Source organism: Haloarcula marismortui ATCC 43049, from assembly GCF_000011085.1.
GTDB classification, from domain to species: domain Archaea; phylum Halobacteriota; class Halobacteria; order Halobacteriales; family Haloarculaceae; genus Haloarcula; species Haloarcula marismortui.
Genome location: NC_006396.1, coordinates 1874964 through 1887266, shown reverse-complemented (window position 1 = coordinate 1887266; position 12303 = coordinate 1874964). Strand labels below are relative to the sequence as shown.

Below are 12303 nucleotides of genomic sequence, written 5' to 3'. Positions count from 1 at the left end.
GTGTGACAGGTTCACTCAGGTGTACTTCTCCCAAGCCCGGTCGAACCCGCCGGCGAAGGCGACGTACAGCGCGATCCCGAGGCCCACCAGATAGCTGACCCACTGCGTTGCGACGCCAGCGACTGATGCGTCCCCGAGCACGAGGGCAAAGACAGTCGTAAGCGGCACCATCACGAAAAAGAGGATGATGATGAACATCCCGACGCGGCCCGGCCGGTGGACGGATTCGAGGATGTGACTGCGTTCACGCATCGTCCCGTAGGCCGCGATAAGGCCGAGTAGCTGGCAGATAACGGCGTACAGCGGCACCAGGTCGACCGACGGCTCGCGGATGACCGCGCCTCCGACGAGTCCGGCCCAGATGCTCACCAGCAGCGCCCAGCCGAACGTCGGTAGTCGTCGCATATCCGTGGTCTCTGTCCCGTCGGTGAAACCGTTGCCGTTTACTGCCGGTCGGTCGCGCTGTCCCCGCCACCTCGCTTATACCGCGTCGAGAAGCTCGGGCAGGTCGGTGACCGACTCGATGACGGCACTCGCGCCGTTGTTGGCGAACGTCTGGCGGCCGGCATCGCCGGTCAGCCCGCCGGTCAAGACGCCGATGCCGTAGTAGACGCGGTCGTCGTCGGCTGCATCGGCGTTGACTGCCGTCGCCACGTCGTCAAGGGTGTCGCCGGCAAAGGCGACCCGCTCGGCGTCGAAGCGCTCGGCGAGCGTCTGCAGGGCGGCGGGGTGGGGTTTGCCCTCCTCCCAGTCATCCATCGTGAAGCGGTGCTCTGCGGGCAGGTCGAGGCCGACCCGCTCCAGCGCGATGTCGGCTTCGGCCGCCGGTCGGCCGGTGACGACGCCGACGGCGAAACGGTCCTGCAGAGCCGATAGCGTCTCGCCGTCGACCAGCAACGGCTCGTCATGGATGTAGCCCGGCGCGGTAAACGGTGGCTCGCCGCCCTCGATATCCCGGTAGCGGTCGGTTCCGAGATACAGCGTCTGGAACACATCCCGGAGCTGTTCGCGGTTCCAAGCGTCGAAGACTCGGTCTTCCGCGGGGTCATCCAGCAGGTCACGAACCACCGCTTCGGCCGCGTCGAGGCCACCGCCGCGTTCGGCGATAGCGTCGGTGAACGCCGCTATATCTGCGACAGTGGACTCGCGGCCGGCGAGAACGAACAGCGCGGCCGCATAGGTCAGTTCCCAGTCGTTGTTGAACCCGCCGGCGTCCTTGAACTGCTGGACTGCCGCCTTCTCGATCGTGTCGCCGTACACCCGCTCGATGGATTCGATAATCGCTCGGCGATAGGAGTCGGCCACGTCCACCAGCACGCCGTCGATGTCGAGGACGACCGCGTCGACTTGCATGGGCGAGCGAAGGCAGTCCTCACTCAAGCGCCTTGCTATCTTTCGCCCGGTACAGCGTCTCCCCGCCCGGGAGCTGCTCCCGCTCGACGGCGACCGTTGGCTGGTCGCCGCCCAGCGTCGTGAACCAGAACGCGGCCCCAACGGCCTCGGCAACGGTCAACGTCGGCCGGTGCAGTTCAGGCGGGAGGTTCCGGGCGAACACGATGTCTGCATCCACATACACCGAGCGGTCGGGTTTGAGGATGTCATCCACGACGAACCGCACCCCGTCGGGGGCCTCCCGTTCGACGATATCCGTTGCGGTCACATCTACGCCCTGCTCGGCCAGAGCATCGGCTACGTCAGGGTGGTTTCCGATGCCGACCTCGACGACGGAATCGACAGACGCCAGTCGGTCGACAAGCGGGCCGGTGGTGTCGGTCACGTCGTACAATTTATGAGATGCGGGCGCATATGCGTTCCCATGCACGTCGACATCGTGCCGGTGGGCGAGGTCTCAGCCCAGGTCAAACGCGAGGCCTCGGACGGACTCCGCTCCGTCTACGACTGTGAGGTCTCGATGCACGAGCCACAGTCCATTCCTGCCGGCGCGTACGATGGGGACCGCGACCAGTACCGCGCAGAGGAGTTTATCGATCTGGCCCGCCGGGTCGGCTCCGGCGGCAAAAACATCGCTATCACGCCGAAAGACCTCTTCTACCGCCGCCGAAACTACGTTTTCGGACTCGCGTATCTCGGTGGCTCCGGTAGCGTTATCTCCACGTACCGGCTCCAGACGTCCTCCGATGGCGGCTTCTCAAACCGCTCTGCCGGCGAAATCTTCTCACAGCGGGTTCGAAAAGAGGTCGTCCACGAGGTCGGCCACACCCTCGGGCTGGAACACTGCGACAACAAGCGCTGCGTGATGAATTTCTCCCCCACCGTCCGACAAGTCGACGTAAAAGAGGTTTCGCTGTGCGGGTCCTGCCAGCGGAACGTGCTGTGATTTGCGAACAGATACCAAACTGATTCGGTATAGCGCCTACCTTTCTGTGGTACTTGTACACACACGCGATGAGCAAGAGTCAGTCACCCGAGCGCGTTGCGGAACTGCGAGACATCTTCGTGACGGTTACCGGCGATGAAGCGGTCACTGAACGCCAGACAGACGAGCAGACTGACCGCGAACTCGACCCGGACGAGGAGTTCGACCCAGAAGAAGTCGCTGACGGCCTCGATGACGCGGTTGCGGGGTCCGAGACGAGCAGTGGCAGTGACCCCGCGGCTTGACACCGTACTGTGTCTTCGAGTTCCGACGCTACGGCGCGTAGTAGTACTCGCCGGCGTTTTTCTGCTCGCGGTCCAGTTGCGAGTCAGGCTTGTTGATACGGGGCCGTGAGGTTCGCTCGTCGCGGCGGAACGTGATATCGAGGTTCTGGAGGAACTCGTTCATGCCCTCGCGCATGCCCTGTGGCGGCGCAGCGTGGCCGTTCTTGGCCGGCTCGCCGTCGAAGACGAGCAGGCGGTCGGCCAGCAGGTCGATCATGTAGATGTCGTGGTCGATGACCATCGCCGTCGCGTCGTGGTTCTCGGCGTAGCGGCGGATGGCGGAGGTCGCCATGACGCGCTGTTCCACGTCCAGATGGGCCGAGGGCTCGTCGAGCAGGTAGAGGTCGGCATCTTTCGAGAGGCAGGCCGCGATGGCGACCCGCTGGCGCTCCCCGCCAGAGAGGTCGGTGAGTTGCTGTTCCATCACCGACTCCAACTGGAGCGGCTGGGCGATTTCGGTGTTCCAGTAGGAACTGCCGAAGTCGTCCGTAATCGACGCGAGGAAGGCGTCGACCCGCATCGGCTGGTCGATTTCGATATACTGGGGCTTGTAGGCGATGTCGAGGCTGGTGTCGATCTCGCCCGCGGTCGGTTCGAGCCGGCCGGCGAGCATCTTCGCGAACGTCGACTTCCCGATACCGTTCGGCCCGACGACGCCCAGCACTTCGCTCTCGCGGATGGTGCCGGCCTCGACATCCAGTGAGAACTCGCCGTCGCCGTAGCTCTTCTGGAGTTCGGGGTACTCGATGACCACGTCGCCCTGGGACGCACTCCGTGGCGCGTGCTCCTCGAACTCGATGTCCGTCTGGCGGATGCGCATATTCTCGTTCTCGAGGTAGCCCGAGAGGTACTCGTTGATGCCCTTCTTCGTCGATTTTGGCGGTGTGATGACACCGAACGCGCCGGGGGTCCCGTAGGCGACGTTGATGTTGTCCGCGAGCAGGTCCAGAATGGCGAGGTCGTGCTCGACGACGAGCATCGAGCGGTCCTCCTCCTCGGCGAGTTCGCGGATGAGCCGTGCGGCGGTCATCCGCTGGCCGATGTCCAGATACGGCGTGATCTCGTCGAGGAAGTAGAAGTCCGCGTCCCGTGCCAGCGTGGCGACGAGCGCGACCCGCTGGAGTTCCCCGCCGGAGAGGTCGTCGATGTGGTTGTCGACGACCGGCTCGATACCCGTCTGCTCGACGAGGTAGTCGAGGGCACCGCGTTCGTCGGTCTGGTCCAGCAGTTCGATGGCCTTGCCGTCGAACTGGTTCGGGATCCGGTCGACGTACTGGGGCTTGCGGGCGACATCCACGTCACCGCCGCGCATCTGTTCAAGGTACTCCTGCAGGGCGGTGCCGCGGTACTCATCGAGGATTTCGTCCCAGCTCGGTTCCTCGCCGTAGCGGCCCAGATTGGGCTGCATCTCGTCTGCGAGGATGCGGACGGCGGTGGTCTTCCCGATGCCGTTCGGGCCGAGAATCCCCGTCACCTGCCCTTCGGCGGGGCTCGGGAGCCCGTACAGTGCGAAGGCGTTCTCCCCGTAGCGGTGGACCGGTTCGTCGGTCAGTTCCTGTGGGAGATTGATGATTTCGATCGCGTCGAACGGACACTTGTTCACGCAGATACCACAGGACTCGCCCAGACAGATCTCTTCGGAGATGCGGACCTGATCGGGCTGGCCCTCGAAGGGCTCGTCTTCCTCGTACTCGTCTTCCCGTTTGACGATGCATTCTTTCCCGCTGCGGTTGGGCGGGCAGTAGTTCATGCACTCGTAGTTACAGCGGTCGGGCTGACACCGCTCCAAGTCGACGACGGCGATACTGTCTTCGGCCATCGTTATGCCCCCGTTGTGAGGAGGATACCCCAGGAGACGAACCACAGCGAGAAGGTCATGAAGCCGATGTAGAGCACGTCCTTCGTCGAGAGGTCGTCCGTGTCGATGCCGATCACCCGCAGAATCGGGAACTGTGCTGCGATAGCGACCGCGAGGACGAGCACGCCCTGTGGGTCGTTTGGCGTGGCCGCTAGCGCGTTGGAACCAAACGCGGCGGCGATGCCAGCGACGGCTGTCAGCGTCGTGACAGTGAGCCCCCGCATATGGGAGCTCATTCCGTCCGCCGTTTCCGTAGCCATACCACACGTTCCACTACCCGCAACCAAAAGGTGCGCGGTTCAGCACTGTGACGCGGCCGCGAATGCGTGCGCCGGCGAGACTGACTCCTCAATCTTTATGCGCCCGGCGCTTGTGATTACGGGTAATGACGGACTCTGATGGGGAAGCCATCGCAGACCTTCCGCCGAGCGCAAAGCTCGTGTACAAGGTTCTGGAGTACGACGGCCCGCTGACACAGAAAGGCATCGTCGAGGAGTCGATGCTTTCGGCACGGACTGTCCGCTACGCTCTGGAACGACTCGACGAAGTCGGTGTCATCGAAGAAGACGTGTACTTCGCCGACGCGCGGCAGAACCTCTACGAGATTATCGAACAACCGGCAGAAGCGGACGCCGCGGTTTCGGATTAACTCGCTTTCTCGCTCGTTGTTTCCCAGCGCAGTCGGGAGCTTGCCGCTACAGCGACGCGACCACGTCGTCCGTCGTCGCAATCGTCGCGAACTCACCGCGCAGTTGCGCCAGCGCCGTTCGGTGAACGAGGTCCGGGTCGAAGTGTTCGCCGTCGAGTGTCCGGTCGAACGTCGCGGTCGCGTCGCCCGGAACGACAACGTCGAATCCCCGGTTCTCGGCCATCCGTGTCGTTGTTGAGACACAGTGGTCGGTCGTCAGGCCACAGATGACGAGCGTCTCGGAGGCAGTGTCGCGGAGCCAGTCCGCTAATCCGGTGTCGATGAACGCGCCGTTGACGCGCTTTTCGAACGTTGCTTCTCCCGCTTCGGGCGATAGTTCTCGTTTGAACGCGAACCCCGGTTCGCCGCGCCGAAGCGGTGAGTCCGGTTCCGTCGAGTTGTGGCGGACGTGCGCAACTGGCAGACTGCGCTCTCGCCACGCCGTAAGCAGGCGCGCCGCGTTCGCCTCGGCGTCGGGATTGTTCCGCGTTCCCCACTGCGACTCGTCGAATCCCTGCTGGAAGTCGACCAGCACGAGGACTGGTGTCTCGGGCAGTACGACCATCTTAGTCGGCCGGCTCCGGCGCGGGCGTCTCGACGAGCCACTTCGATTTCGGGTGCTCGCGCGTCACGGTTATCGGACACTCGTCCGGCGACGCGTTCTCGTCCGATGACAGCATGTACTGGGGCCATTCCCGGTCGCCCTCAACGCCCCAGTCGCCGATGTCGGCGTGGGGACAGACGCCGTCGTACTCCTCCAGCCGTCCCTGAATGACATCGCGGGCGTGCTGGCCGGCCTCGGTGTCGGCCGTGACGTTCAGGTCCTCGAACAGCGCCCGGGGCTGGAACGTAATTTCCAGCCCGACCGGACAGTAGCGGCTCTTTCGCGTGTCGTAGAACGGTGCGCGGCAGGTCGGAAACATCGGCTTGCCGCCGAAACAGAACTCCCAGTGAGGGTCGTCCGGGTCAGTCGGAATATCCTCGGGCCACGGCTCCGGGTCGTGGACGTGGAGGAACTGAAGAATGTGCCAGAGTCGGTCGTGGTACTCGGCCTCTGTCAGTGGCCGTTCGGGTGGCCGGAAGAAGGTCACTAGCGAGGCCCGCTCGCTGTGGTCTTGGTAGGTGTCAAGGTACTTCAGGAGCGTCTGGCCGAGGTCGAACAGCGCGTCCGGGTCACTCATCGACGGGACGGCCGTGTACAGCGGCTCGCCGTCCCGAACTGACTCCGCGCCGAAGAAACAGGGGAACGGGGAGCCGTTTCGCTCACCGGTCAACCCCTCGCGGAAGGTCCGCCAGTGAGCCCCGACCCACTCTGGCGCGTCGCCCCGCTCCACTCGGGCGGCCAGCGTCTCCTGGTCTTGTAACTTACCGACGACTGCATCGGTCATAGCTATATTGTCGTGTTCCAGCGGAATTTAGCTGTCGTTTTCGCCGGCTCGGACCCATTTCTCGGCGATAACCGCACGACCGGCTTGCTCGCCGAACCCTACGACGGCACGACGGTAATCGTGCTTCCGCGGTCGATAGCTCGCTCCAGTTCCTCGGCGATGCCCGACCCGCGCGAGACCTGAATCTCGCCGCCACGGGAGACTGTCGCGGTAAAGAGGTACTCGCCGTCGGCCTGCAGTTCGACCGTGTCACCGGCGTGACCGTCGAGCGGGACGATGACGTGCCGCGAGGTGACTTCCGGCTGGACGATTTCGCCCTGCTTGCCGCCGGAGTCGGTCTGGGGGCCGCCCGACGGCCCGGACGGTCGTTCCTCGAAGGTCCGCACGTCGATGTCGATACCGAGGCGGTTCTCCACGTCGGAGATGCGGCCGCCGCCCTTCCCGATGACCTGTGAGATGTCGTCGTCCTCGACCCAGACGACAGCGGTGTTGGGCCCGCGGAGCTCGACCTCGACGTGGCCCCGCGCGATGGAGCGGATCTCGCGCTCGACCTCCTGCTTTGCAAGGCGGTCGACGCCGGAGTCCTGCTCGTCCTCGTCGTCGCCCAGCGGGACGGTGACGACCTGGTTGTTGAACGTGTAGATCTCGAACTCCGGCCGGTTGGTCTCGAAGTCTTTGACCATGATGACCGGTCGCGCGAGGTCTTCCTCCATGAGCCCCTGCGGGACCTTGACTTCGGTCGTCACGTCGTAGACCGTGTCGACCTCCCCGGCTTCAATGTAGACGACGGTGTCGACGATCTGGGGGATGAGCCCAAGTTCAACGCGGCCGATAAGCCGCTGGAGCGCGTCGATGGCGCGGGTTGCGTGGACGACGCCGACCATGCCGACGCCGGCCAGTCGCATATCCGCGAACACTTCGAAGTCGTCGGTCTTGCGCACCTCGTCGTAGATGGTGTAGTCCGGCCGGACCATCAACAGCGAGTCGGCGGTCTTCTCCATCGAGCCGCCGAGTTCGGTGTACTGCGTGATGTTCGGGCCGACCTGCAGGTCCCGCGGTTTCTCCATCGTCTTGACCGCGTAGTCGGCGTCGACGAGGAACTCGCCGACCGCCTGCGCGAAGGTGGACTTCCCGGCCCCGGGCGAACCGGAGATGAGGACGCCGCGCTGGTGTTCGGTGAAGCGGTCCCGCAGTTCGTCAGCGTACTCGTAGTCGTCCAGTTCGGTCTTGACGATAGGCCGAACGGCCGTGATTTCGAGTGCGTCCGAGAAGGGTGGCCGCGCGATGGCGATTCGGTAGTCCCGGAACTGCGTGATTGTCATGCCGGGCTCGTCGAGTTCGAGGAAGCCGTCCGGCGATGCGCGTGCGCTCTCCTCGATGTCGGCAGCGTACTCCCGGAGTTCGCTCTCCGTCGCGGGACTGTCGCGGATCGGCGTGTACTGCATATCGCCGATAGAGCCCTTCTTGGCGTAGGGCTCGACACCGACCTTGAGGTGGACGCTCATCGTCCCCTCGTCGAAGAAGTTCTCTATCTGCAGGCGGTCGACTGTTCGCTTCACCGGGTCGACAAACTCCACTGCGAGACCCTTCGCGCGGGCGACTTCGGCTTGGACGTCGTCGCTGGTCACGAGCGTCGCGTCGCGGTCACCGGCGATATCCCGGATGAGCGCGTCAATCTGGCCTTCGCCGGCCTCGCGCTTTTCGATGGCATCGGGCCGCCGGCCGACGTACTCCACGTCGATGGTGCCTTCCTCAGCCAGGTCGACGAGTGTTTGGAGCTCTTCGAGTCCTTCCCAGCCCGTCTCGCGGCCATCGTTCGCCTGTGCTTCGAGTTCGCCGACGACGGCCTCGGGAACGACGACCGTCGCGCCGGCAAAGCCCATGCCGTCGACATCCGTGTCAGGGTCGGCATCAGCCTTCACTTGGTCGGACACGCGGCCGTCGATGACCACGCTCGTGTCCGGTACAATTTCCATATGCGAACGTTGGAGACTGCCGTTCATAAGGGTGTGGAGTCTCCCGCTCCGGACCGACGTTCGACACCGAATAGCGTGCCTGCTCACTCCGTGCCTGGCACACGGTCGGCGTCAGCCGCCCGCAGGCGAAACAACGACCGTTCCTTGCCGTGGGATTCAACCATCACGTCCGATTGTTCGGTGAGCCACGTCGGGACAGCAGCGACGTGGTCAGCGTGTGCCTGTGGGCTCGCATCGCTGTCGGGCCGGAGGCGCGCCGGCTCCGAGTAATGTGTGATCGGCCGGGCGCCATCCCACGTTTCCCGGGCCAACTCGAACCCTTCACGATAGGTGAGCCCGCGGTCGGTGAAGCTGTGATGGTGATAATCGAACGTCACAGGAATATCGACTTGACTGGCGACATCCGTGACGAGTTCCTGAACGCTCCACAGCGACTCGGTGTCGTCGTTTTCGACAGTCAGCCGGTCGCGAGCCCGTGGTGCAAGGTCGCTGACGACATCGCAGAACCGGTCGGCTGTCGCCGCCTTGTCACCGTAATGAGCGCCGATATGGACGTTAATCGCGTACCGCGGCGACCGCGGGACCCCCATCAGGTCGAGCCAGCGGCCGTGGTGTTCGACCGACTCGACGGAACGAGCGACGGTGTCGTCGGACTCACTCGCCAGCTTGCACCAGTGGCTCGGGTGAAAGGTCAGACGCATATCGTTGTCCTGTACGAGCGCACCACACTCCGCTGCCAGTGACTGGACCCGCTCGTAGTTCGGCAGGGCAGTAATGTCGAACTGTGAGTTCCACGGGACGAGTTTGGAGCTACAGCGATAGAAGTCGATGCCGTGGTCGCGATTCCACAGCAGAATCTCGCGCAGGTCCTCGAAGTTCTGCGCAGCGAGCGTGGCCGCGTACTCGATACCCTCGGATTCCCAGGTCTTCTTCTGCATGTCGCGATTGCACCGGCGAGGCGGGTCACGCTCTCGAAGCGTCCGGTTCATCGCCGCGTAGCCCAGCATTACCGAGTATTACCGCTCGGGACACACAGGTGTTCGGTTCGAAACGGACACCAGAAGTCTCAGCGAAAACTGCGCCCCTCCAACCCGTTTCAGGCCTGATACAGAGTCACCGGTGGACTGACGCCCATCTTTCGGACCGGGTCGGCGTGGGCCAGCCAACGCAAGCATCGCCTGCCGCGGATTTTTGTTCCGCGGGCTCCCGACCCACGGATATGGACACGCTCACATCGCTGACTCGTGACCTCGTTTCGATCCCCAGTCACGACGACGAAGCGGCTGCTGGGGAGTACATCACAGCGTGGCTCCGGGACCACACCGACGCACGAGTCACCCGTGACGACCACGGGAACGTCATCGCCCGCAAGGGCCAGGGCGACGACTCGCTCGCCTTCGTCGGCCACCACGATGTGGTCCCACCGGACGGGTCGCAGGTCGGTGCCGACGGCGAGTACGTCGTCGAGGAGCGCGACGGCCGCCTCTACGGCCGCGGCACGGCGGACATGAAAGGGTGTGTCGCCGCGGCGATGCTTGCCTTCCGGGACGCCGACCCCGCCGGCGAACTGGTCTTCGCTTCTTTCGTCGGCGAGGAACAGGGTGGCGTCGGCTGTCAGGCCGCTATCGAGGACGGTTTCGCGCCCGACTACGCCGTCGTCGGCGAGGGGTCGACCGGCTACTCTGCACCCGGAACGACGGACGTGGCCGTCGCGCACAAGGGCCGGCGGGGGTCGACCATCGTCGCCAACGGCGCAGCGGCCCACGCCAGCGAACCAGAGGCCGGCGCGAACGCTATCTACCGCGTGACCGACGCCGTCGACGTGGTCCGGGATCTCGACTTTCCGTCGACAACCGTCCTCGGGCACGAAATGCGCGGGAGCGTCGCGGTCACCGAGATTGACGGGGGCTCGGCCTGGAACGTCATCCCCGAGCGGTGTGCGGCCACAGTAGACGAGCGGACGGTCCCCGGCGAACGCGCGCCGCTTGACAGGGTCGAAGCCATCGATGGCGTGACCTGGCGCGTCGACCAGGACCTCCCGCCGATGGCCTGTGGCGACGCCGACTTTGCGGACGCAGTGCTGGACGCCGCTACCACCGCTCAGGACGGGACGCCCGAACACGTCGTCAAACCGCACGCGACCGACGCCGGCTGGCTCGCACAGGCCGGAACGGACTGCGTCATCGTCGGCGCGGCTGAGCCCGGCGAGGCTCACACCGCCGACGAGAGCGTGTCGCTGGCCGTCGTTGAGCGATGTCAGGACGTATATGAGCGCGTCGCTGCGTCGTGGCCGTCCCGCTAAGCCATCACCGAGTGGACTCCGCTCCGGAGCGAGCGCGACTGTCTATGTCTGTTTTGTAATTCGGAAGAAAATACGACGAACGGTCGACTATCGTTCGTAATCTGGTGTATTGATGTTTGGTTGACGAAATAATTGTTATTTCGTCTGTCCTTTTACATGACAGACACTTCCCGCGACGTGGAGCGATGAAACGAAGACGACTCATGAAAGCGGCAGGCGCGCTGGGTCTCCTCGGAGCAGGGACCGGCTCACAGGTTCTCGGGGACAACGTCGACATCGCGGCCGCACAGGCCGACGACGGGACAGACACACAGGAGGGAGGCGACTCCTACGAAGTCGATACCGTCGTCGAATCGACGACCGAGAACGTGGTCTGGGGCGCGATCGACCCGACGAAAGAGCCCATAGAACGTGTCGAATCTGGCTCGGTCGTCCAAATCGAGACGATATCCCACGAGGGCATCTTAGAGGACCAGCCGGGGCCGGAGGAGTTCTTCACGAATGCGGGGATTCCGGAGTCGGACATCCTAGAGGATCAGGTCAGCGTCTACGAGGAGGTCCCACACGATGGAGCCGGGCCGCACGTCGTCACCGGGCCGGTGTACATTGAGGACGCCGAACCGGGCGACGTGCTGGAGGTCGAAGTGCTTGATATCGACTTCCGCGTTCCCTACGGCGCGAACACGATGCGACAGCGAAAGGGCGGCCTCCCCTCGGAGTTCACGTGGAACGACAGTGAGGTAATCGAGTTCGACCTCGACCGAGGGGTGGCCGAACTCAGCGACACGACCGAAATCCCGCTGGACCCGTTCCAGGGAATCATGGCCGTCGGTCCGACGGCGACTACGGGGCGGGTGAACTCGGTCCCGCCGGGTCCGTTCGGCGGCAACATCGACATTCAGGGCACCGGCGTCGGGACGACGCTCTACTTCCCGGTGTTCGCCCCGGGCGCGCTGTTTTTCACCGGCGACGGGCACGCGCTTCAGGGCAACGGCGAGGTCGACCTCACTGCCCTGGAGACGTCGCTGACGCCAACGTTCCGGTTCACGCTGCACAAGGACGCCCAGCAGATGGACTGGCCCGTTGCCGAGACCGACGAGGATGTCTACGTTATGGGAATTAACGACGACCTCGACAACGCGATGGAGCAGGCTCTCAGGGAAGCGATATCGCTGCTCGTCCACCAGAAGGATATGACACCGACGGAGGCGTACCGACTACTGAGCCTTGCCGGGAATTTCAACGTCTCGCAGATAGTCGATATCAACAAAGGCATTCACGGCAAAATCCCGAAGGGTATCTTCACCGACGGCTTTGAAATCGACCCGCAGACGCTCGGGGAGAGCTTCTGAGCGAGCACGGTCCAGCCTGGCGGGGCTGACCGGTGCACCCCTTACCGGCGGCATCGGGTCTTTACCGTCGCCGGCCTA

14 protein-coding genes are annotated in these 12303 nt (G+C 64.1%); 5 read left to right on the top strand and 9 right to left on the bottom strand.

All coding sequences use genetic code 11. The features are described 5' to 3' along the window. Positions 1 to 15: 15 nt before the first annotated feature. The 3 genes from RR_RS13385 to RR_RS13375 all read right to left on the bottom strand — a co-directional run bounded on the left by RR_RS13385 (position 16) and on the right by RR_RS13375 (position 1786). Positions 16 to 405: a hypothetical protein gene (locus RR_RS13385; RefSeq protein ID WP_011224033.1), complete on the bottom strand. Its 390-nt coding sequence runs from the start codon at positions 403 to 405 to the stop codon at positions 16 to 18. A gap of 75 nt (positions 406 to 480) precedes the next feature. Further along, positions 481 to 1353, bottom strand: coding sequence for a TIGR01548 family HAD-type hydrolase (locus RR_RS13380; RefSeq protein ID WP_011224032.1), 873 nt, complete (start codon positions 1351 to 1353; stop codon positions 481 to 483). 19 nt (positions 1354 to 1372) lie between these two features. Beyond that, entirely contained in the window at positions 1373 to 1786 is a 414-nt protein-coding gene (locus RR_RS13375) for a UPF0146 family protein (RefSeq protein WP_049938963.1), read from the bottom strand. A 30-nt stretch (positions 1787 to 1816) separates the two neighbouring features. Between RR_RS13375 and RR_RS13370 the strand changes: the two genes are divergently transcribed. Together RR_RS13370 and RR_RS13365 are read left to right on the top strand one after the other, a co-directional pair. Next, the gene (locus RR_RS13370; RefSeq protein WP_004514915.1) at positions 1817 to 2338 is read left to right on the top strand and encodes an archaemetzincin family Zn-dependent metalloprotease; all 522 of its coding nucleotides are present in this window, start codon (positions 1817 to 1819) and stop codon (positions 2336 to 2338) included. A 68-nt stretch (positions 2339 to 2406) separates the two neighbouring features. Continuing rightward, positions 2407 to 2622: a hypothetical protein gene (locus tag RR_RS13365; protein WP_004958463.1), complete on the top strand. Its 216-nt coding sequence runs from the start codon at positions 2407 to 2409 to the stop codon at positions 2620 to 2622. A gap of 28 nt (positions 2623 to 2650) precedes the next feature. On the opposite strand, the gene RR_RS13360 is transcribed toward RR_RS13365, so the two are convergent. Together RR_RS13360 and RR_RS13355 are read right to left on the bottom strand one after the other, a co-directional pair. After that, a complete protein-coding gene (locus RR_RS13360) occupies positions 2651 to 4480 on the bottom strand; it encodes a ribosome biogenesis/translation initiation ATPase RLI (RefSeq protein WP_011224031.1) in 1830 nt (609 codons plus the stop codon). Positions 4481 to 4482: 2 nt separating this feature from the next. After that, positions 4483 to 4779 carry a hypothetical protein gene (locus tag RR_RS13355; RefSeq protein ID WP_007188651.1) on the bottom strand — a complete coding sequence of 99 codons (297 nt, stop codon included), beginning with the start codon at positions 4777 to 4779 and terminating at the stop codon, positions 4483 to 4485. Positions 4780 to 4904: 125 nt separating this feature from the next. Here RR_RS13355 and RR_RS13350 point away from each other — a divergent pair, with 125 nt between their 5' ends. Next, positions 4905 to 5168: a winged helix-turn-helix domain-containing protein gene (locus RR_RS13350; protein ID WP_004958458.1), complete on the top strand. Its 264-nt coding sequence runs from the start codon at positions 4905 to 4907 to the stop codon at positions 5166 to 5168. A gap of 46 nt (positions 5169 to 5214) precedes the next feature. On the opposite strand, the gene RR_RS13345 is transcribed toward RR_RS13350, so the two are convergent. The 4 genes from RR_RS13345 to uvsE all read right to left on the bottom strand — a co-directional run bounded on the left by RR_RS13345 (position 5215) and on the right by uvsE (position 9578). Beyond that, the gene (locus RR_RS13345; RefSeq protein WP_011224030.1) at positions 5215 to 5772 is read right to left on the bottom strand and encodes a cysteine hydrolase family protein; all 558 of its coding nucleotides are present in this window, start codon (positions 5770 to 5772) and stop codon (positions 5215 to 5217) included. Between the two features lies 1 nt (position 5773). Continuing rightward, positions 5774 to 6595, bottom strand: a complete 822-nt coding sequence (locus RR_RS13340) for a YqcI/YcgG family protein (protein WP_011224029.1) — start codon at positions 6593 to 6595, stop codon at positions 5774 to 5776. 98 nt (positions 6596 to 6693) lie between these two features. Further along, on the bottom strand, positions 6694 to 8571 hold the full coding sequence (locus RR_RS13335) for a PINc/VapC family ATPase (protein WP_049938962.1): 1878 nt from the start codon (positions 8569 to 8571) through the stop codon (positions 6694 to 6696). An 83-nt stretch (positions 8572 to 8654) separates the two neighbouring features. Next, positions 8655 to 9578, bottom strand: a complete 924-nt coding sequence (uvsE, locus tag RR_RS13330; RefSeq protein ID WP_011224027.1) for a UV DNA damage repair endonuclease UvsE — start codon at positions 9576 to 9578, stop codon at positions 8655 to 8657. 212 nt (positions 9579 to 9790) lie between these two features. Between uvsE and RR_RS13325 the strand changes: the two genes are divergently transcribed. Together RR_RS13325 and RR_RS13320 are read left to right on the top strand one after the other, a co-directional pair. Then, a complete protein-coding gene (locus tag RR_RS13325) occupies positions 9791 to 10873 on the top strand; it encodes a M20 family metallopeptidase (protein ID WP_011224026.1) in 1083 nt (360 codons plus the stop codon). Between the two features lie 185 nt (positions 10874 to 11058). Further along, entirely contained in the window at positions 11059 to 12225 is a 1167-nt protein-coding gene (locus RR_RS13320) for an acetamidase/formamidase family protein (RefSeq protein WP_011224025.1), read from the top strand. Positions 12226 to 12303 lie beyond the last annotated feature (78 nt).